Source organism: Bradyrhizobium sp. SZCCHNR1017, from assembly GCF_032381375.1.
GTDB lineage: Bacteria > Pseudomonadota > Alphaproteobacteria > Rhizobiales > Xanthobacteraceae > Bradyrhizobium.
The window spans coordinates 55,252-75,638 of the sequence record NZ_JAUHIR010000006.1 but is presented as its reverse complement, the minus strand read 5'-3'; the positions used below and the strand labels follow the sequence as shown (position 1 = coordinate 75,638).

Annotated in this window: 18 protein-coding genes and 1 tRNA gene; 8 read left to right on the top strand and 11 right to left on the bottom strand. The window is 67.0% G+C overall.

Annotation, left to right across the window (positions count from 1 at the left end; translation table 11 throughout):
- Positions 1–94 precede the first annotated feature (94 nt).
- A complete protein-coding gene (locus QW863_RS16755; RefSeq protein ID WP_315715252.1) occupies positions 95–856 on the top strand; it encodes a hypothetical protein in 762 nt (253 codons plus the stop codon).
- Positions 857–1,081: 225 nt separating this feature from the next.
- On the opposite strand, the gene QW863_RS16750 is transcribed toward QW863_RS16755, so the two are convergent.
- The 3 genes from QW863_RS16750 to QW863_RS16740 all read right to left on the bottom strand — a co-directional run bounded on the left by QW863_RS16750 (position 1,082) and on the right by QW863_RS16740 (position 4,283).
- Positions 1,082–1,888 (bottom strand): enoyl-CoA hydratase/isomerase family protein, encoded by an 807-nt coding sequence (locus QW863_RS16750; RefSeq protein WP_315715253.1) that lies wholly within the window; start codon positions 1,886–1,888, stop codon positions 1,082–1,084.
- 153 nt (positions 1,889–2,041) lie between these two features.
- The gene (locus QW863_RS16745; RefSeq protein WP_315752289.1) at positions 2,042–3,199 is read right to left on the bottom strand and encodes an acyl-CoA dehydrogenase family protein; all 1,158 of its coding nucleotides are present in this window, start codon (positions 3,197–3,199) and stop codon (positions 2,042–2,044) included.
- 19 nt (positions 3,200–3,218) lie between these two features.
- Positions 3,219–4,283 (bottom strand): acyl-CoA dehydrogenase family protein, encoded by a 1,065-nt coding sequence (locus tag QW863_RS16740; protein WP_315715255.1) that lies wholly within the window; start codon positions 4,281–4,283, stop codon positions 3,219–3,221.
- A gap of 233 nt (positions 4,284–4,516) precedes the next feature.
- Between QW863_RS16740 and QW863_RS16735 the strand changes: the two genes are divergently transcribed.
- Positions 4,517–5,296: an SDR family oxidoreductase gene (locus QW863_RS16735; protein WP_315715256.1), complete on the top strand. Its 780-nt coding sequence runs from the start codon at positions 4,517–4,519 to the stop codon at positions 5,294–5,296.
- Positions 5,297–5,351: 55 nt separating this feature from the next.
- Here the strand turns inward: QW863_RS16735 and QW863_RS16730 are convergent, their stop codons facing one another.
- The 3 genes from QW863_RS16730 to QW863_RS16720 all read right to left on the bottom strand — a co-directional run bounded on the left by QW863_RS16730 (position 5,352) and on the right by QW863_RS16720 (position 7,051).
- Entirely contained in the window at positions 5,352–5,618 is a 267-nt protein-coding gene (locus tag QW863_RS16730) for a GlsB/YeaQ/YmgE family stress response membrane protein (protein WP_315715257.1), read from the bottom strand.
- 34 nt (positions 5,619–5,652) lie between these two features.
- Positions 5,653–6,249: a YidB family protein gene (locus QW863_RS16725; RefSeq protein ID WP_315715258.1), complete on the bottom strand. Its 597-nt coding sequence runs from the start codon at positions 6,247–6,249 to the stop codon at positions 5,653–5,655.
- Between the two features lie 100 nt (positions 6,250–6,349).
- A complete protein-coding gene (locus QW863_RS16720) occupies positions 6,350–7,051 on the bottom strand; it encodes a hypothetical protein (RefSeq protein WP_409977942.1) in 702 nt (233 codons plus the stop codon).
- Between the two features lie 370 nt (positions 7,052–7,421).
- On the opposite strand from QW863_RS16720, the gene QW863_RS16715 reads away from it, so the two are divergent.
- Complete coding sequence (locus QW863_RS16715) at positions 7,422–9,548, top strand: NAD(P)/FAD-dependent oxidoreductase (protein WP_315715260.1); 2,127 nt, start codon at positions 7,422–7,424, stop codon at positions 9,546–9,548.
- A gap of 28 nt (positions 9,549–9,576) precedes the next feature.
- Here the strand turns inward: QW863_RS16715 and QW863_RS16710 are convergent, their stop codons facing one another.
- Genes QW863_RS16710 through QW863_RS16700 form a run of 3 tightly spaced genes read right to left on the bottom strand, consistent with a single transcriptional unit; the run spans position 9,577 to position 12,084 of the window.
- Positions 9,577–10,521, bottom strand: coding sequence for a M28 family peptidase (locus QW863_RS16710; RefSeq protein WP_315715261.1), 945 nt, complete (start codon positions 10,519–10,521; stop codon positions 9,577–9,579).
- 25 nt (positions 10,522–10,546) lie between these two features.
- Positions 10,547–11,164, bottom strand: coding sequence for a fused MFS/spermidine synthase (locus QW863_RS16705; protein WP_315715262.1), 618 nt, complete (start codon positions 11,162–11,164; stop codon positions 10,547–10,549).
- Positions 11,161–12,084, bottom strand: a complete 924-nt coding sequence (locus tag QW863_RS16700) for a fused MFS/spermidine synthase (RefSeq protein WP_315715263.1) — start codon at positions 12,082–12,084, stop codon at positions 11,161–11,163. Before QW863_RS16700 ends, QW863_RS16705 begins: the two co-directional genes overlap by 4 nt.
- 393 nt (positions 12,085–12,477) lie before the next feature.
- Between QW863_RS16700 and QW863_RS16695 the strand changes: the two genes are divergently transcribed.
- The 3 genes from QW863_RS16695 to QW863_RS16685 all read left to right on the top strand — a co-directional run bounded on the left by QW863_RS16695 (position 12,478) and on the right by QW863_RS16685 (position 15,624).
- Positions 12,478–12,554, top strand: a tRNA-Arg gene (locus tag QW863_RS16695).
- Positions 12,555–12,744: 190 nt separating this feature from the next.
- Positions 12,745–13,437, top strand: coding sequence for a flavin reductase family protein (locus QW863_RS16690; RefSeq protein ID WP_315715264.1), 693 nt, complete (start codon positions 12,745–12,747; stop codon positions 13,435–13,437).
- Between the two features lie 81 nt (positions 13,438–13,518).
- A complete protein-coding gene (locus QW863_RS16685) occupies positions 13,519–15,624 on the top strand; it encodes a tetratricopeptide repeat protein (RefSeq protein ID WP_315715265.1) in 2,106 nt (701 codons plus the stop codon).
- Positions 15,625–15,662: 38 nt separating this feature from the next.
- On the opposite strand, the gene QW863_RS16680 is transcribed toward QW863_RS16685, so the two are convergent.
- On the bottom strand, positions 15,663–16,049 hold the full coding sequence (locus QW863_RS16680) for a hypothetical protein (RefSeq protein WP_315715266.1): 387 nt from the start codon (positions 16,047–16,049) through the stop codon (positions 15,663–15,665).
- Positions 16,050–16,286: 237 nt separating this feature from the next.
- Positions 16,287–17,324 (bottom strand): LLM class flavin-dependent oxidoreductase, encoded by a 1,038-nt coding sequence (locus tag QW863_RS16675; RefSeq protein ID WP_315715267.1) that lies wholly within the window; start codon positions 17,322–17,324, stop codon positions 16,287–16,289.
- A gap of 926 nt (positions 17,325–18,250) precedes the next feature.
- Here QW863_RS16675 and QW863_RS16670 point away from each other — a divergent pair.
- Positions 18,251–19,282, top strand: coding sequence for an alpha/beta fold hydrolase (locus tag QW863_RS16670; protein WP_315715269.1), 1,032 nt, complete (start codon positions 18,251–18,253; stop codon positions 19,280–19,282).
- A 14-nt stretch (positions 19,283–19,296) separates the two neighbouring features.
- Positions 19,297–20,256 carry a fatty acid desaturase family protein gene (locus tag QW863_RS16665; protein ID WP_315715270.1) on the top strand — a complete coding sequence of 320 codons (960 nt, stop codon included), beginning with the start codon at positions 19,297–19,299 and terminating at the stop codon, positions 20,254–20,256.
- Positions 20,257–20,387 lie beyond the last annotated feature (131 nt).

Here is a 20,387-nt window from a genome sequence, read left to right as displayed (position 1 = left end):
TCCAGGGTTATGGCCTGAGCTCTGGATTGCTTCGCGTCGCTCGCAATGACGCCGCGGGCTTGTGTGAACAGGGGATTCCGCAAAGAGGGCTGCGATGGCTTACCTCCACCTCCGTCAGATCTGCCTTGTCGCGCCCCGGCTCGAGCCGGTGGCCTCGGACATCGCCGCGATCATGGGGCTGGAGGTCTGCTACCGCGATCCGCATGTCGGCAAATACGGGCTGGAGAATGCGCTGCTGCCGGTCGGGCCGATCCTGCTCGAGGTGATCGCGCCGACCCGCGAGGACACCGCGGCGGGACGCTTCCTGGACAAGACCGGCGGCCGCGGCGGCTACATGGCGATCTTCGCCTGCGATGATCCCGATGGCCGTGCCGCCCGTGCCAACGAGATGGGTGTGCGGACCGCCAACGTCATCGATCATCCGCCCTATCACGGGGTGCAACTGCATCCCCGCGACTGCCGCGCCGCCTTCATCGAGCTCAATCACACCGAGGGCAGCGACGATGTGCTCGGCCCGTATCCGCCCGCCGGGCCGGATTGGACGCGAGCGATCCGCAGCGACGTGACGTCGGCGCTGACCGAGGTGGTGCTGCAGAGCCCCGCGCCGGCTTCACTTGCCGCGCATTGGGGGCGCATTCTCGATGTGGTGCCGACGGCCGGCAGCGATGGTGTTGAGCAGTTGTACTTGCCGAACGCCCGTATCCGTGTCGAACCCGGCGAGCGCGAACTGATGAGCGCGCTGACCTTCCGTGTCGCCGATATGACGTCCGTCAGCGACGTCGCGCGTGCGCGCGGATATGCGGTGTCAGACGGCGACTTCGAGATCGGTGGCGTGACGTTTGCGCTCACGGCGTGAGATTCGTGCCTGGAGGCAGTCTGGCGGCGGGCTCGGTGTACCTCGCCCCGCTTGCGGGGAGAGGTCGGATTGCATCGTCAGATGCAATCCGGGTGAGGGGGTACAGGTCCAACCTCTGGCACCACCCGTGCGTCTGCCCCTCACCCCAACCCTCTCCCCGTAAGAACGGGGAGAGGGAGCGCAGCGTAGATCGCGGTGTTAGTTGGCATTTCCAACGGCGATCGCTCACCGGCCCTTGAAGTTCGCGAAGCGGCGCTCTTCGGTCGCCTTGACGCCTTCCTTGAAATCCTCGGTCGCGCGCAGCCGGGTCTGTTCGGCGAGCTCGTGCTCGGTTGCTGCCATCACACGGTCGGCGAGATTGGCGCGCATCGTGGCGCGGGTCGACAGCAGGCCGAGCGGCGAGCATTCGGCGATTTCCGCGGCGAGCTTCATCGCAGCCGTCCGCACCTGGTCCTGCGGCACGCATTCATTGGCGAGGCCCATCCTCAGCGCTTCCTCGCCGGTGACGCGGCGGCTGGTGTAGAACATCAGCTCGGCGTTGTTCTTGCCGACCAGTTCCGGCAGCGTCACCGTCAGCCCGAAGCCGGGATGGAAGCCGAGCTTGGTGAAATTGGCGGAGAAGCGCGCTTCCGGACAGGTGACGCGGAAGTCGGCCGAGACGGCGAGGCCGAGCCCGCCGCCGATGGCGGCGCCGTGCACGGCGGCGACCACCGGCTTCTTGCAGCGGAAGATCCGCACCGCCTGCATGTAGAGATGGTTGATCGCCCCGAGGCTGTCGGCCGGATCGCCTTTGGCGCCGGCCGCTTCCTGCGCCTGGCGTGCCGGATCGGTGAAATTGGCGCCGGCGCAGAACGCCTTGCCCTGCGCCGCCAGCACCGAGGCGCGGATCTCGATGTCGCGGTCGAAGCCTTCGAGCGCGTCGGCGATCTGGTTGATCAGCGCAATGTCGAAGAAATTGAGCGGCGGCCGGCGAATCTCGATCAGGCCGACATGGCCGTGGATCTCGACGCCGATGTCAGGGAAGTGGGTCATGGTGGGTCTCCGATTCTGCTTCTCCAGCGTCATTGTGAGCGCAGCGAAGCAATCCAGACTGTTGGTGCGGTCCTGGATCGCTCTCTGCGCTCGCGATGACGGAGCTACTTCCCCGCGCGTGCGGCTGCGATGATCGCGGCGTGTCGTCGACCCTCACCTTAATCCCAGCCCGCGCGCGATGATGCCGCGCAGCACCTCGGTGGTGCCGCCCTGGATCGTCAGCTTCGGCGCGGTCTGCATCGCAAAGGTCAGCTGGTTCTCCAAGGTTTCGCGATTTCCTGCGTTCTCCTCGACGAACGCGGCGAGGTCGCGGACGCGGTGCGGCAGCTGCTGCTCCCAGATCGTGCCGACGTCCTTGACGATCGAGGCCTCGACCACCGGCTCCTTGCCGGCCTGCAGCATGCCGGCGACCGACACCGACATCCGCCGCATCGTGTGCAGCTGAGCCACCAGCCGGCCGATGCCCTCCGCGCTGCGCGTGTCGGGGTTGGGACCGACCGCGCGCACCAGCTCGGTCAGCACGTAATAGGTTTCGAGGAAGCGCTCCGGTCCCGAGCGCTCATAGGCGAGCTCGGAGGTCGCTTGCTTCCAGGCGCCGTCGATCTCGCCGAGCTGATGATCGTCCGGCACGAAGGCGTCGGTGAAGACGACCTCGTTGAACTCCTTCTGCCCGGTGATCTGCCCAATCGGGTTCACTTTGATGCCGGGCGTTTTCATGTTCACCAGGAACTGCGTCAAGCCATGACGCCTGTTCTCCTTGGTCGACGGCGAGGTGCGGAAGATCGCGATCATGTAGTCGGCCATGTGCGCCGACGTGGTCCAGATCTTCGAGCCGTTGATCAGCCAGCCGCCCTCGGTCTTCGTCGCGCGTGTCTTGGCGGCGAACAGGTCGGAGCCCGAGTTCGGCTCGCTCATGCCGATCGCGAAGCACAGCTCGCCGCGGCAGATGCGCGGCAGGATGTCCATCTTGATATGCTCGGGCGCGTAGCGCAGCAGGATCGGCCCGCTCTGCCGGTCGGCGACGAAGAAGCGCCTGACCGGCGCGTTGGCGACGCGCATTTCCTCGGTCACGACGTAGCGCTCCAGGAACGAGCGCTCGTGGCCGCCATATTGCTTCGGCCAGGTCATGCCGATCCAGCCGCGCGCGCCGACGCGGGCTGCAAACTCGCGCGCGTCGGCGTCCTCGCGCTTGGGCTGGTACGGGTTGAAGGTGCCGGCCGCGATCTCATCAGCGAGGAAGGCGCGCACCTCCTTGCGCAGCTCCTCGCATTCCCTCGGCAGCCGGATCGGATCGAAACGAAGTGCGCTCATGCAACAATCCTCTTCGTGGTCAGCGCGAGGCGACCAGCGGCCACAGCTCATCGGCGCCGCGCGCAGCGACGCGCTTGCCGAGCTCGACGGCCCAATGACTCTCGGAGCCGAAATCGTCGCGCCAGGCCAGCGCGCGCAGCGAGAAGCGGTGCAGGATGTGCTCGGTGGTGAAGCCGATGGCTCCGTGGACCTGATGCGCGATCGCCGCGCCCTTCTCGGCGGCCTCGGCGCAGCGGATCTTGGCCGCGGCGGCTTCGAGAAACACCGCCTCGTCGAATGCGGCGGCCCGCGCGATCGCATCCGCGGCGGATGTCGCGGCCGCGCTCGCGGCGGCGCTCTCACCGGCCAGCCGTGCCAGGTTGTGCTGCACCGCCTGGAATTTGCCGATCGGCTTCTCGAAGGCGACGCGCTCACCCGCATAGTTGACGCTGATCGCGAGCAGCCGATCCAGCGCGCCGGCGATCTGCAGTCCGCGGGCGACGCCGCCCATCAGCATCAAGGTGGTGGCGTCGAAGCCGGCCGGTGCCGGCCGGCATGCCAGCGGCATGATCTTGTCGAACGTCACCGTGTCGCTGGGATCGTTGGCGAGGTTGAGGCCCGCGTCGATGCGCAGCCGCGCGGTCTCGACCAGCGCGATCGACACGCCGTCTCCGCCCTCGGCGAGCACGGCAACGTGCTGCGCCGTCCTTGCGAACGGCACGCCGCGGGCACGGCCGGACAAGGTGCCGTCAGTGTCGAGTGTGATCCGGTCTCTCGGATGAGCCGGCGCGATCGTCATGGCGCCGTCGGGGGAGGCAATGCCGCCTTGTTGCAGCAGCCAGCCCGCGAGCAGCGTCTCGGCCAGCGGCACCGCAATCGCAAAACGGCCGGCGGCATTGATGATCTCAAAGCCATCGGCGAGGTCAGTGCCGGCGCCGCCGAACTCCTCGCCCACCCAGGCGAGCGTCAGGCCGGCCTCGCTCAGCGCCCGCCACAGCGGCGCCGTCCAGCGGCCGTCCTTGTCGTGGTTGATCGTCTGCGGGTCGGCGAGATCGGCGAAGATCCTTTCCGCGGTCGCAACGACGATGTTCTCAGCTTCCGCCACAGCGCTCCTCGCCCTCGTTGTCGTCGGTCTCGGCGCGCCATGTCCTGCGCGCGCCGGCGATGTTTTGTCGGCATGATGAGCGCAAGCGACGGCCCTGACAAGCGTAGCCCGCTGCAGGGCCCCGTCCGCTCGCCGCATGGAGGCGAGCGATTTCCGCGCTGCGGAGATTGTGCCGATTTTGCAGATGCAGCGATGTTGGCTAAGAAGAAGCAAGGCAAACAGGGAGGTGCGGAATGGCTGAAGGTCTGTGCGCGGTCGTGACGGGGTCGGCGTCCGGCCTCGGAGCCGCGACCGCGTTGCTGCTGGCGAAGGCCGGCATGCGCATCGTCGTGAACTATTCGAACAGCAAGAGTGAAGCCGAGCAGACCGCTGATCTCTGCCGCAAGGAAGGAGTCGAGGTCGTCGTCATTCAAGGCGACGTGTCGCGCGATGAGGATTGCCGCAAGATCGTCGCCGCCGCTGCGGCTTGGGGCCGGCTGGATGCCCTCGTCAACAATGCCGGCACCACCAAGCACGTGCCGCACGATCAGCTCGATGGCCTTTCGGCGGAGGATTTCCAGCGCATCTTCGCAGTCAACACCATCGGCCCCTTCCAGATGGTGCGCGCCGCGCGGCCGCTGCTGGAAGCGGCGGCCAAGGCGACGGCGCGTGCGTCCGCGGTCGTCAACGTCTCGTCGGTAGCCGGCATCAGCGGCATCGGCTCGTCGGTCGCCTACGCCGCCAGCAAGGGCGCGCTGAACACGATGACGCTATCGCTGGCGCGCGCCCTGGCGCCTGCGATCCGCGTCAACACCGTCTGCCCCGGCTACATCGATACGCCCTGGTTCACCAAGGGCCGCGGCGAGGCCGGTGCCAAGCAGGTGCGCGATGCGGTGGTCGCGCGGGTGCCGCTGCGCGCGGCTTCATCCGCTGAGGACATCGCGCAGCTCGTGGCGTTCCTGGCGAGCCCGGCGTCAGGCCACATGACCGGCGAGGTCGTGCGCATGGATGCGGGGATGCATCTGTTGGGGTGAAATCGTCATGGCGAGCGGCCGCTGTGGTCGCTCGCGATGACGTGGCGCGAGGCCGTTACCGATTGAAATCGCGGATCGTGCCGCTCGCGACCAGCCTGTTCCAGATGAACAGCACCACGATCGCGCCGAGGGTTGCGGTCACGTAGCCCGCGCCCTGGTCGGGGCTGTAATGGCCGATGGCCTGCCCGATCGCGGTGGCGATGAACGCGCCGACGATTCCGAGCACGATGGTCAGGATGAAGCCGGAGGGATTGTTGGGACCCGGCGATAGAAGCCGCGCCAGGAAGCCGGCGACCAGCCCGACGATCAGAATGTGCAGCATGAGTCTCGTCCTTCCCGTCAACGATCGCGGAGCGTCAGATCCGGCCCGCCAACTCATGCTCGGTCGGCAGCCGCCCGTCCGGCGTGAGCTGATCGATCACTTTCGGCAGGTACTGGCTCAGCCCGTTCAACAGCTCGTCGCGCGACAGCCCGCTCTGCGCGGTGAGCTGATCGATCTGATCGGCGCCGAGCGCATTGGCGAGATCGCCGGGCGAGATCGGCTTGTTCTCGCCGGGGGAGACCCAGGAGTTCGCGGTGTCGCCATGGCCCTTGTCCTGGAACTGGCGCAGGAGATCGCCGAGCCCGCCCGACAACACGCTGCCGGCCGCGCCGCCCGCAAGCAGACCGCCCAGGCCGCCGGCGATGATGTTGCCGAGGCCGCCACTCAATCCGCCACCAAGCGCACCGCCGAGCGGTCCGCCTTGATTCCCGGTCGGCTGGGGCGGCGGGACTGGCGCAGGCGCCGCGTTCGGCTGCTGTCCATTCTGCGAGAAATGCTTCACCGCTTTCCACGCCAGCAAAGCGAGGATCGCCATCGTCATCGGCGACATGCCGCCGTTCTTCTGCGTGGTCGGATGACTCGGCCCGCTCGGGCCGTTCTGCATGCCGTTGAGGATATCGAGTAGACCCATGACCTGCTCCTGCGCCCCGCGCCGACAAACCTATGGGCTTGCACGCGGCGTTACAAGCCGCGGTCAGATTCGTCGCACAGGGGAACGTGTCGCGCGCGGCTCAGTTCCGGGCTTCGGCCCGTTTCGGCGCCTTGGCTCCGGGCGGTGCGGCTGCGGCCTGGCTCGGGCCGGTGAACATCCGCTTCAGCTCGTCGAGCTTCTCCGACAGGACCGGAAAGTTGCAGGAGAACGAATCGCGGCGCCAGCCGTCCTTGGCGCATTGCGCTGCCTTGATGCGGGCGCGTGCCTCCACGTTCGACGTCGGCGGCGGCAATCCGCCCTGCGCGGTCGCGGCCGGGGGCTTGTTCGGCCGTTGCGGCGGCGGGGCCGGCATGGCCGGCTTCGGCGGCTCGATCGCGGCCCGCGCCGTCATGTCCCGGAGCGAGGGCTGGAGGTCCTGCGTTTGCGGCCGCGACATCATCGCCGAGCTCATGTTGGCGTGGCGCTGGCGCTCGAGGTATTGCGTATACTGCTGGTCGATGAACTTCTGCTCTTCGGCCGTGGGATTGGGGCCGGCGATGTCGAAGCTGCGATCCTGCATGAAGTCGTAATAGACGTAGCCGCCGCCCGGCTTCCGTCTCCCGGCAAATTTCGCGTTGCATTGCGCCAGCGCCGCCGTCTTCTCCTCCTTGGAGGCGGACTTCTCGGCAGCGTCGGCACACTCCTCGAAATCCGTCGGGGAGCGGCTCCACCATTCCGCATGCGCGCGTTGAGGTTGCACGGCAGGCAGGCAGGTGATCGCTGCAAAGACCAGTACTGGCAGGCGGGGTGGGTACACGAACGGTAATCCTCAGCGGCTCCCCGCCTCAGATGACGGGAGATTGTCGCCATTTTGCGGCGGGGTGTGACTCCAATGCTGCGTAAATTGAGACTTTCTTCTTTATCTGCCGTGGTTCCGTGATCTCGTTGCCACAGTCGGGCCGGCAATGACGGCAGCGCCGTTCGTGAATCGCGCCTTGCTGTGGCGCCGGAACGATACGCAGCATTTTTCCACCATTTTCATCCCGCCGTAGTTGACGAAACTAATCTTGACGTTGGAAAGATTGGTGTTGACGAGACCGGGCAAGCGCTTCTATGAATATCTTGACAATGGAAAGATGAGCTGCGCCGCCCGGTGCGGAGGAGAGGCTGCGATGAAAGTGTTCCTCACGGTCAAGCTGGCGCTGTTGCCGTTCGTCGCGTTCTGGACCCTGCTGGCCTGGCATCAGCCGGCATGGGCGGTGTGGTCCGCGCTGGCCCTGGCGCTCGCCGCCAACGTCTGGCGAGCCTCCCGGAGCGAGCTCGCGCTGCTGGAGCTCGGAAGCCTCGCCCTTTTCGTCGTGCTGGCGATCGCCAACGACGTCGCGCCGAATTGGACGGCCGGCAACGCGCTGTGGCTGTCCTTCGCAGGGCTCGGCCTCATCAGCTTCGCTTCGCTCGTCGTCGGCCGTCCCTGGACCGCGGACTATTCCCGCTCGGCCTATGCCGACAGCGCCTCGACGCCCCAATTCCACCTGATCAACATGATGATGACCGGGCTCTGGGGCGTCCTGTTCCTGGTCCTCGGCCTGTGCCGCTGGGCCGGCGTCGCCTCCTGGATCGCGACGATGATCGTCGTCGGCGGCGCGCTGATCTCGATCTTCGGCCCGCGCTTCGCAATTCGCCAGGCCTTGCTGCGCATGCGGGCCGCGCGCGAGGAGTGCCATTGGCCGGCACCGGGCTTCACCCCCGCGGCCGGCGTCGACTGCGACGTCGCGGTGATCGGCGCCGGAATCGGCGGGCTGACGGCCGCCGCCCTGCTCGCGGAGTCCGGGTTGAAGGTGAAGGTGTTCGATCACCACGTGGTGCCGGGCGGCTTCTGCCACACTTATCTTCGCAAGGCTCACCACGACAACAAGCCGGTGCTGTATCGCTTCGATGCAGGGCCGCACGATTTCTCCGGCGTCTGGCCGGGCGGGCCTGTCGACAGCGTGCTGCGCCGGCTCGGCGTCGCCGACCGCATCCAGTGGCGGCGGGTCACCCACTCCTACCGTCTCGCCGGCCGCCGCGTCGACGTGCCAGCGGACTGGCGTGCTTATGTCCGACTGCTCTGCGAGATGTTTCCCGCCAGCGCGGACGGGCTCACCCGGCTGTTCGACACCATCCATGCCATTTTCGAAAGCATGTACGCGACGGGGCAGGGTCGCAGCGGCATTCCCGGCATGCCCGCCACATTGGAGGAGATGCTGGCCTTCCCGCGCAAGCATCCGCAGGCGTTCAGGTGGATGAACCGGCCGTTCGACGAGCTCGTCGCCGCCCATGTCTCCGATCCCGAACTCATCGCCTATCTCAATGCGCTGTCGGGCTATCTCGGCGACGGCAGCGAGACGCTGAGCTGCGCCCAGATGGTCCCGATCTTCGGCTACTATTTCAAGGGTGGCTTCTATCCGGTCGGCGGCTCCGGCCGCCTCGCGGACGTGCTCGCCGAGGCGGTCACCGCCAGGGATGGCGAGGTGCATCTGAAATCCAGGGTCACCCGCATCCTGGTCGAGGAGGGCCGCGCCGTCGGCGTCGTGCTCGGCAACGGCCGCACGGTCCGCGCGCAGGCGGTGGTCTCGAATGCCGATCTCGGCCGTACCTTCACCGAGCTTCTGAGTCCCGACGATCTGCCCGCCGGTTTTCGCGAGCGTGCCCGCACCCTCGCGCCGGCGACGTCGTGCTTCTCGGTGCATCTCGGCCTCGACATCGTGCCCGACATCGCGCCCGCCACGCATCTCGATACGCCGATGGGAATCGGCCTTGCCGTGATGTCCAAGCTCGACCCGTCGGCGGCGCCCGAAGGCCATGCCACGATGACGATCATCACCCTCGTGCCGCACGATCAGGCCACGCGCTGGTTTCCGGGCGAGGGCGGCGACGACTGGAAGGCGTGGCGGCGCTCGCCGGACTACGAGGCCCGCAAGCAGCAGCTCGGCGATGCCATGGTTGCCGCTGCCGCGACCGTCATTCCCGACTTGTCCAGGCATATCGTCTATCGGACCGACGCCAGCCCGGTGACCTATGCACGCTATGATCTCGCCAGCGCCGGCGCGATCTATGGCGTGGCGCAGTCGCGACGGCTGAAGGGCGCGAAGGCGCCGGTGCGCAATCTCGTCATCGCCGGCGGCGGCAATGCCGGAGCGGGCGTCGAGGCCGTGGTGATCTCGGGCGCGGAGGCGGCCGAGGCGCTGGTGCCGGGTCTGCTGGCGCGCGCATCGGCAGTCGCGTCGGACGCGGTGACGGCGCGGCCGCGGGCGGCCTGAGCGCGGCGCCTGCCGCAGCTCGGGCGTATCAAGGCGTATAGAGGTAGCGCAGCAGGGTGCGGCCGACGGTCTCCAGGCTCTGCGCCGAGCACTGCTCGATCGTATCCTGCGTGGTGTTGAAATAGGGCTCGTAGTCGAAGTCGATGACGAGGAAGCTCGGAATGCCGGCCTGCTGCAGCGCCGTGTGGTCGTCGCTGATCGGATACGCCGTGGGCTCCGGCGAGAACGCCGATGGCGCGATACGGCTGCCGATGCTCCAGAACCTCTTGACCTCGGGCAACGCCGAGGCCAGCGACGACGGCTCCGGCTGCAGCTTGAGATCCTTGTCGCAGACCATGTCGAAATCGACTGCCTTCTCCGGCTTGTGCGTCGGATAATAGGTCTTCAGGTTGGCCGCGAAATGCGGCGAGCCCAGCGGGCGCCAGGTCGGATCGCCGGCGCCGAGCGATTTCGGCCCCTCCTCGCCGTCGAAGAAGATCATGTCGATGCCGACGTCGGGCTTCGGCGACAGCGACAGCACGCGTGCGGTCTCGAGCAGCAGCGCCACCGCCGAGGCGGAGTTGTTGGCGCCCGGCATCGGTGCGTCCGGCGATTTGGGATCGCGATAGGCCTTGATGATGCTGTCGTAATGGGTGGCGACGATGACGCGCCGCGGGTTCTGCACCTGGAAGCGGGCGATGATGTTGGTCAGCGGGATCGCCTTGCCGTCATCGCCCTTGGCGGTGAAGCTCTGCGTGAGCACGGCGTCCGGCGCGCTCTTGGCCATCGCTGCCTTGATGTAGTCGATCGTTTTCTGATGTCCCGGCTCGCCCATCGATCGCGGCGTGAACCGCAGCAGATCGGCGATGACAGCCATTGCGCGCTGACCGTCCCACAATTCGATCTGCGCGTCCGCGGCGTAGGCGGTCGGCGACATCAGCAGCAATACGGCCGCTGTCGCGGTGGCGGCGAGGCGAGGCCAGAACTCAGTCATCCGCAAAGCTCTTCAATGATGAAAATCAGGACGTCTTCTTGCCGAAGGGAATGAACAGGATGCCGGCGCAGCCAGCCAGCGCCACGGCGAAATAATAGGTGATCGCGCGCGAGCCGATCGTCGGAATCAGCGCGAACGTCGTGACGAGCGTGCCGACGACGTTGCCGATGGTCGAGACGCCATAGACCAATCCGGCGACACGGCCGGCCTCGCCGGCCGAGCGCGTCAACAGGCTGACGGCGATCGGCGAGAAGGTGCCGAGCAGGGTCAGCGGCACCAGCAGCAGCGCGGTCGAGGCCATCAGCGTCGCCATCGGCCCGTCGCCGATACTGTCGAGGATGTCGGCCATGACGGTGTCGGCGGTCGCCGGCACCAGCGCCATGTAGGCGGCGGCGATCAGGATCATGGTGCCGATGGTGCGCGTCGTCGGCTGCCGGTCGACGATGGCGCTGCCGGCGAAATAGCCGATCGCGAGCGCGCACAGCACGGTCGAGATCAGGCTGGCCCAGGCGCCGATGCCGCTGCCGAAATACGGGTTGAGGTAGCGGCTGCCGAGCATCTCGAAGCCCATCAGCACGCAGCCGACCAGGAACGAACAGAGATAGATCGCCAGCATGCCGGCGCGGGACACCGGCGCGCTCATGGCAGCTTCTTGTTGTGGCGCTCGATGCTCTTCAGCGCCTCGACCGGCGCGAAGTCGTCGGTCAGCACCTTGGCCTTGGCGTCGATCACCTGGCCGTTATCGATGTCGATGCGCTTGCGCTGCGCCAGCATGTCGGCGAGCTTGTAGCGGAAGCCGAATTCCTTGTCGCGCTCCTGCGCGATGGCGGCGAGATCCTCGGGCTTCCGCTCGTCGCCGGGATAGGCGACCATCACGATGTTGCCGCCGGCCTCGTAGAAGTCGACCTGCGGGAACACGCTGTGGATGGTCTTGACCGCGGCGTCGAACAGCATGGTCGACGGCTCGACGTTCTGCGCCACCACGCCGCCCTCGGCGAGATGCTCCTTGACGAGCTGGTAGAATTCCTTGGTCAGCAGGTGGAACGGCACGAACGGTCCGCGATAGGCGTCGATCAGGATGATGTCGTAGCGCTCCTTGGATTCCTGCACGAACAGCCGGCCGTCGCGGTTGGCGACGTGGAAGTTCGGCTCCTCCTTGATGCCGAAATATTTCTTGGCGAGCTCCAGCACGGTCGGATCGAGCTCGACCGACGTCACCTGCACCTTGGGCAGGAAGCGGTGCAGGTACCAGGCGGTGCGGCCGCCACCGAAGCCGATCTCCAGGACCGAGCCGACATTCTTTGCGTACATGACGCTCGCGGTCATGAAGCGGGTATAGTCGACCGGCAGATCGAGCTCGTCCTGGGTGTTGTAGACGCTCTCGGTATAGATGCGCCGGTTGTGACCGAACGTCATGCTGCGGTAGGGCGCCTGCTCATAGACATAGATGTTGTTGTAGAGCGACTCCTTCGACTCCAGCAGGTGGCGGGTGTCCTGCGCGCTTGCGGCGGCGATGGAGAGGAAGCTCGCGAACACGCCTGAAATGACCGACCGGATGAGCATCGACTTGTCTGTGTCCCTCGGCTGAAATGGGCAGGCGCGCTGGATCGAGCGGACCTCGTGGCGCCGGACGCCTGGCCGGCCACGAGATGCGCTCAGGCACGACCAATACGGCAATCCCGAGGCCGGGTTCCGGATTGGCGCCGTTCTCTTAGACCATCGGCTGCCGTCCGGATAGTCAAACCGCCCCTCCCAAACGGGGGTGTGATCGGGCATGAGCGGCCCCGCTCTAACCGGGATCGCGCGGCTGCGTTCCCGTCGCCGTCCCCTCAGGGGACCCGAACATCGTTGTGCCCCGGTCGGCCGCCCGGTCCAGGCTCCGACCGGAGAGGCTTCCGGTCGGTGGCGGGGTCTGCTATGGAGGCGGCGAAGCAGGTGCACTTCGGTGCAGGCTCCGGTCCCGTAGCTCAGCTGGATAGAGCGGCGGTTTCCTAAACCGTAGGTCGCATGTTCGAGTCATGCCGGGATCGCCATCTGCCGCAGCCTTGCACGCGCAGACAATCTCCAGATCAAACCCAGGGCGCGCCTGATCCGGCCCGTTCGGGAATCGGGTGGAGCGCTTCGCTGCCATCGAGGAACTTCTCCGAGTGAGACGGCGGCCTGAGCCCCGTCCGCGCGGCGCGCGCAATCGCCGCCGAGATGCATCACCCTGGAGAGCTTTCCATGCATACGACCATCGAGCCGGGCATCCTCTATTTCGGGACGCCGGTCGTCCTCATCAGCACCGTCAACGAGGACGGCGGCTTCAATCTCGCGCCGATGTCGTCGGCATTCTGGCTCGGCTGGCGCTGCATGCTGGGCCTCGCCGCCGGATCGAAGACGCCGCAGAACATGCGCCGCACCGGCGAGTGCGTGCTGAACCTGCCGTCGGTCGATCTCGTCGCCGCCGTCGATCGCCTGGCGCTGACCACGGGATCGGACCCGGTGCCGGCGATGAAGCAGCGCAAGGGCTACCGCCACGTGTCCGACAAGTTCGCCGCCGCCGGGTTGACCGCAACGGCGTCGGAAACCGTTGCGGCTCCGCGCGTCGCGGAATGCGCGGTGCAGCTCGAAGCCCGCATCGAGTCGGTGCATGGCATCGCCGACGACGACGCGATCCTGAAGGGGCACATCCAGTGCTTCGAGGTGCGGGTGCAGCGGGTCCATGTCGATGAGGCCATCCTGATGGACGGTACGCGTGACCGCATCGACCCGGACAAATGGCGGCCGCTGATCATGAGCTTCCAGCAGTTCTATGGCCTGGGCGCGCGCCTTCACGAGTCGCGGCTGGGCACCATTCCGGAGGCGGCCTATCGCACGCCCGACGTCGAGCGCGCCCGCGAGGCGGCCATGCGAATGGAGGTGGCGGCAGGCTGAGCCGGCTCGGCCTGGAGTCTCGCCTGGAATCGCCCGGCCGCACGTTGAAGCTTGCATTCGAGTGCGAGAGGTGGGGACATCATGGGGGCTGTGGCTGTCGACCGGCTGCTGATCGAGGCGGCTGATCATTACAATGCGGGGCGCGCCGGTCCGGCCAAGGCGCTGTGCAGCGACATCCTCCAAGCGGTGCCGGATCATCTGCCGGCGTTGCATCTGTCCGCGATCCTCGCCTTCGCCGACGGCGGCATGGCGGAGGGTGCGGAGCTGCTCGGGCGCGTCTTCGCCCGCGATCCCCACCATGCGCCGGCCTATGTCACGCTCGGCGATGCGCTCGCCGTGAAAGGCGAGCGCAAGGGCGCCGCCGATGCGTTCGCGCGCGCAGCGGCTTTGCGGCCGCTCGATGCGGCGATTCACAGCAGGCTCGGCAGCGCGCTGCTCGAGCTGTCGCGCTTCGCCGAGGCCGAGGCCGCCTATCGCCACGCGCTGGCGCTCGATCCGGCGCTGTTGCACGCGCGCTGGAATCTCGCGCTCGCCTTCAACCGGCAGGGGCGGCTTGCCGAGGCGGAAGCAGCCTATCGCGCGTTGCTCGAGCGCGAGCCCTCCTATCCCGGTGCATGCCGGGCGCTGGCGCATGTGCTCGCCGACCAGGCCAGATATGACGAGGCCGTGCCGGCCTATCTGCATGCGCTGGCGGCGCAGCCGGCCGATGCGGGCCTCCACCTCGCCCTCGGCGACGTGCTCTACAAGCAGCGCGCCTTTGCCGACGCCGCGGTCCAGTATCGTCAGGCCTGCGATCTCGCGCCCGGCGATGCCAATGCCGCGCGATTGCTCGGGCACGCGCTGCATGAGGCCGACCGCCCGGCCGAGGCCGTCGAGGCCTATCGGCGCGCCGCCGTGCTCGATCCCACCGATGTGGTCGTGCTCAGCAATCTCGCGGCCTGCCTGTGCGGGACAGGCCAGCTCGATGCGGCGATTGCCGCCTGCGAGCACGCGCTGGCGCTGCAGCCCGATCACGCCCCGGCGCATACCAATCTGGGCATCATCCATGAGATGCGCGGCGAGACCATCGAGGCCGTCGCGGCGCATCGCCGCGCCGTCGCCTCCGATCCCGGTTACGCCAAGGGTCACGCCAACCTCGCGGTGGCGCTGCGCAACGCCGGCGACATCGACGCGGCGCTGGCCGCCTCGCATCGTGCGATCGCGCTGGCGCCCGACAATGCGCTCGCCCGCTACAATCACGCGCATTTCCTGCTGATGTGCGGCGACCTCGTGAACGGCTTTGCGGAGCATCGCTGGGGCCGCGACTGTCCGGACCTCTCCGCGGGCATGCCGCGCTTCGACGCGCCGGAATGGCAGGGCGCGCCGCTCGACGGACGCACGCTGCTGCTGTTCGCCGAATATGGCATCGGCGATGCGCTGCAATTCGTGCGCTACATCGATCGCGTCAGGATGATGGGGGGGCCGGTCGTGCTGCAAGTGCAGCCGGCGATCGCGCCGCTGCTGCGCCGTCTGGAGGGCGTGACCGTGGTGCCACGCGGCGCGCCGCTGCCGCCATTCGACCTGCAGGCGCCGCTGATGGATCTGCCGCGCATCTTCGGCACCACGCTGGAGACGATCCCGGCCGAGGTGCCGTATCTCGCGGCCGATCCGATCAAGATGGCCGCGTGGCGCAACGTGCTCGGGCGCGCGCCGTCGTTGAAGGTCGGCGTCGTCTGGGCCGGCAATCCCAGGCACAAGGGCGACCGCCAGCGCTCGCTCACCGCGCAGGCGGTGCTGCCGCGGCTGGTGATGCCGGGCGTGCAGCTCTATTCCTTGCAGAAGGAGCCGCGGCCGGATGATGCGCTAGGGCTCGCCGAGCTTGGCACCGACGTCATCGATCTCGCGCCGCTGCTGAGCGACTTCGCCGAGACCGCGGCCGCGGTTGCCGCGCTCGATCTCGTCATCTCCGTCGACACGTCGGTGGCGCATCTCGCCGGCGCGCTCGGCCGTCCGGTCTGGGTGCTCTTGCCCTATGCGCTCGACTGGCGCTGGTTGCGCGATCGCGCCGACACCCCGTGGTATCCGACCATGCGGCTATTCAGGCAGGAGAAGCCCATGGCTTGGGACGGTGTGCTGGCGCGGACGGCAGGGGAGCTTGCGCGGCTGGCGGCAGGTGAGCGCGGGCCGTCGTTGCCCGGGCTGGTATGAGGCGGTGAGCGATGTCGAAGGCTGACAGGGCCTGACGCTTATCGCATGGCCATGCGTGCGAGACCGGTCTGATCCGAGCGCGTGGACGGAGACGACAATCGCCACAAGCTGAAGAGCATCGGGAGTTGGAAAACGAAGCTGATCGCCGCAGCGCCCGCCAGCACCTCGAAACGTTGTGCCTCGATCAGGGCCTTGGCGCTCGGGACCACGTGGACCAGGCCGTCGGCGACGTAGACAAGCGCAACGGTCCGCCAGATGTTGGCGGACAGCCAGCCCATCCTGAAGGCGTGATCGAACAGCGCGAGCAATCCGCCGAGCGCGAGCGTCGAGCTCGCCATGTGAGACGGCGTGTCGTAGAAGCCGGGCTCCAACGCGGCCTGGACGAACCAGAGTCCGTAGACCACCGCGACGATCTTCAGCAACATCAGTTCGTTCCTAGGCTCGCGAGCTTGTCGTCTGCCTCCGGGCAACCGATCGGATTGCGCCCCCTTGATCGGAGCAGGCACGCGCGACATCGAGCCTACGATGCGTGTCACGAAGGCTCTGTTAATCGGCTCGCTTGGATTGTCCTGAACGAGCCGTTTTGCTCGCGCCCTTGATCCAGGTCCGTGATGCAAGGGCCGGGCGCGGTTGCGGACATGGTGAAGGACCGCGTAGCCGGCCTACTGCTCCGCCAGCAACTCCCTCACCCTCGGCACCACCACCTTGCCATACAGCTCGATGCTCCGCATCAGTTTCGCATGCGGCAGCGGACCGGCTGAGTATTTCAGCTGAAACCGCGACAGGCCGAGCGCCTTGATCGTCGCGGCGATCTTCTGCGCCACGGTCTCCGGCGAGCCGACATAGAGCGAGCCGTGATCGGCCTCCTGGACGAACTCGTCGCGGCCCATCGGCGGCCAGCCTCGCTCGCGGCCGATGCGGTCGCGCATGGTCTTGTAGTCCGGCCACAGCTCCTCGCGCGCCACTTCGTCGGTGTCGGCGACATAGCCCGGCGAATGCACGCCGATCGGCTTCGTCTCGCGGCCGAACTGCTTGAGCGCGCGATGGTACAGCTCGACATAGGGCGCGAACCGTTTCGGGTCGCCGCCGATGATCGCGAGCATCAGCGGCAGCTCGTAATGCGCGGCGCGCACCACGGACTCGGGACTGCCGCCGACGCCGATCCAGGCCCTCAGCCGTCCATGCTCGACCGGCGGATAGACCAGTTGATCCCTGAGCGGCGGGCGCAACCGGCCCTGCCAGGTCAGTGGCTGCTGCGACAGCAGGCTGACGAACAGATCGAGCTTCTCCTCGAACAGCGCCTCGTAGTCCTTGAGATCGAAGCCGAACAGCGGGAAGGACTCGGTGAACGAGCCGCGGCCGAGGATGACCTCGGCGCGGCTGTTCGACACCGCGTCGAGCGTCGAGAAGCGCTGGAACACGCGGATCGGGTCATCCGAGCTCAGCACCGTCACCGCCGAGCCGAGCTTGATCTTCGTGGTGCGCGCGGCGATCGCCGCCAACGCCACCTCGGGCGCCGAGATCGCGAAATCGCCGCGATGGTGCTCGCCGAGCCCGATGAAATCGAGCCCGAGCTGGTCGGCGAGCACCGCCTCCGCGACAACGTCGCGGATCACCTGGGCATGGGCGGCCATCGCGCCCTCCGCGTTGCGGGTGACGTCGCCGAACGTGTCCAGGCCGAATTCGATCGCTGTGCTCATGTCTCATTCCGTTGCGTCGGGCCGTCATACGGCCTCTGCTCGTCAGCTGGAAGGGGCCGCACCGGATTGCAAGCGGAGGAAAGCGAAACACAAGGTTTCCGTGAGCTTGAGCGCATCACGAGAAGGTTGGGCCGTCGCCATTCTCCGTCATTCCGGGGCAATCGTCGATGCGCAGGCGCGGAGCGGCTGCGTGTTGACGATTGAACCCGGAATCTCGAAGTCGTTCAGAATGGACGCAAGACAATATCGAGATTCCGGGTTCAAGGCCTCTCGGCCTTGCCCCGGAATGACGGTGGTCGTGATACCGGGCGGATCAGACGGTCCGGACGACCGGCAAAAATTTTTCTTTCGTTTTTCCAGAAAGTGTGCTCTACTGCGCCCATCCTGCCTCATCGATGAGGGGCGTACGCGCGGTCGTCACGAGACGCGAGGCAGGGATGCGGTGGCCGTAGCGGGTCGCAGCGCGGTGTCGCGCCGACGAACGATCCGATGCGGACAGTCAAGTCGCGTGGTCCTGGCCTCCCGATGCTGAGGTCAAGCCGGATGATGGTGCGGAAGCGCATCACGCCGACGATGGGGGCAACACAGCCGGTCCCCAGGGAGAGCGCGAAGCAGCTGTTAAGACCATCGCGCAGGGAAGGCCGGGATGTCCCAGCCGAACCTGTGGTTCCTGCCGCCTGCATTTTTTTCGCAGGCGGGCCATGGGGGCGGCGAGCTCCCGGTCTTCCCTGCGCCCTCACGTTTCAGAGGGCACGCGATCCGGACAAAGCTCGGGCTTGAGCGGCCGCGAGGGTACGAACCCATGGCCTCGGCTGATGCGATTGCCGCCTGCGCCTCTTGCGCGGTCATGCCATGCCAAAAAATGGGCGTGTGAGCCGGTGACGCATCACGTAGGCTCAAGGCACCTCTCACCCGGACACACGCACATGGCGACCGGCAGCGACTATCAGATCTTCGAGGCAGGCGACGTCGTGCTGCAATCGGGCGTGACGTTCCCGTCACTGCGGCTCGCCTACAAGACCTATGGCACGCTGAACGCGGCCAAGGACAACGTCATCTTCTATCCGACCTCGTTCGGCGCCCAGCACGTCGACACCGAGTGGCTGGTCGCGCCCGGCGGCGCGCTCGATCCGAGCAGCTACTTCATCATCATTCCGAACCTGTTCGGCAATGGCCTGTCGTCGTCGCCCTCGAATACGCGCGAACTGTTCGGCGACGCGCCGTTCCCGTCGATCAGCTATCACGACGCGGTCGCGGTGCAGCGCCGGCTCGTGGAGGAACAGTTCGGGATCAGCCGGATCGCGCTGGTCTATGGCTGGTCGATGGGCGGCATGCAGGCCTATCACTGGGCCGCGCTCCATCCGGACATGGTGGAGCGTGCGGCGGTGGTGTGCGGCAGCGCGCGCTGCTCGCCGTATAACCATCTGTTCCTGGATGCCGTGAAGGCGGCGCTGACGGCCGATCCCGCGTTCCGCAACGGCCGCTTCGTCGAGAAGCCGGTCGCCGGCCTGCGCGCCATGGGCCGCATCTATGCCGGCTGGGCGATGTCCTATGAGTTCTACCGCGACGAGGTCTGGCGCGAGCAGGGTTTTGGCTCGCAGGAGGACTATCTCGCCGCGACCTGGGACACCGCCTTCGCGCATCGCGACGCCGATAATCTGCTGGCGCAGATCGCGATCTGGCAGGGCGGCGACATCAGCAATTGCGCGGCGTTCGGCGGCGATCTCGATCGGGCGCTGTCGGCAATCGCCGCGCATATGCTGCTGATGCCGGGCCGGACCGACCGCTATTTCGACTGGCGCGACAATGAGCGCGAACTGCCCGGGCTGGTCAACGCGCGCTCCGCCGTGCTGCGGCCGATTCCGTCGATCCACGGCCACCGGGCCGGCAATCCCGTCCGCATCCCGGCCGATCGCGACTTCATCAACGCCAACGTCTCCGCCCTTCTCCAGAGCTGACACCCGAGCTCGACATGACCGACGTGCCCACCGACGAATTCGCGCCCCGTCCGAAGCGGCTGACACCGCCGGTGCTGCAGCAGCTCTGCACGCGCTCCAACATGCAGGGCGTGCTACGCACGCTCAGCCATTACGGCGCGATCATCGGCGTGGGTGCGCTGATCGGAGCGATCGCATCGACGCATGGTGTGCTCTGGGCGCTGTCCTTGCTGCCGGTGCAGGGCGTGCTCATCGCGTTCCTGTTCATGGCGGTGCACGAGACCGCACACAAGACCGCCTTCGACAGCCGCAGGCTCAACCTCGCGGTCGGCTATCTCTCCGGCTTCCTGATCGGACTGCCTTATGAATATTACTGCCTGTTCCATTGGGAGCATCACCGCCACACCCAGGATCCCCTGCGCGATCCGGAGCTGATCGTCGGTCCCAAGCCGCGCTCCGAGACGCAACTCGCGATTGCCTATTCCGGCCTGGTCCAGGTGGCCGGCCGTCTCAGGCTGCTGCTGAAGCATGCGGTGACCGGCGAGGTGACGGTTCCGTGGGTCCCCGCGGGCCGCCGGGCGATCGTCGTGCGGGAGGCGCGCGCCTATGTCGCGGGCTATGCACTGCTGCTCATCGCCTCGCTGGTGCTGCACAGCGCGCTGCTGCTGTGGGTCTGGGTGCTGCCGCTGCTCGTCGGACAACTCATCCTGCGGCCCTATCTCTACGCCGAGCACACCGGCTGCGATCATGCGAGGAGCGCCTTCCAGAACACGCGGACCACCCTCACCACGCGGTTTGTGCATTGGCTGGCCTGGAACATGCCGTATCACGTCGAGCACCATGCCTATCCGGCGGTGCCGTTCCATGCGCTGCCGAAGCTGCACGCGATCGTCGACGGCGAGATCAAATATCGCGGGCAGGGATACGTCGCCGTGACGCGGCAGACCTGGGCGTGGTTTCGCGCGCAGTGGAAGGAAACGAAGTCTCATCCATGATGAGTTTGGATCCGAGTTATCGCCGCTCGGCCGGTGCGCTCCCTCTCCCGCTTGCGGGGGAGGGCTGGGGTGGGGGCGCCACAACGGCAGTCTTTCCAGAGCATCCCCCACCCGCATCGCATCTCTCGATG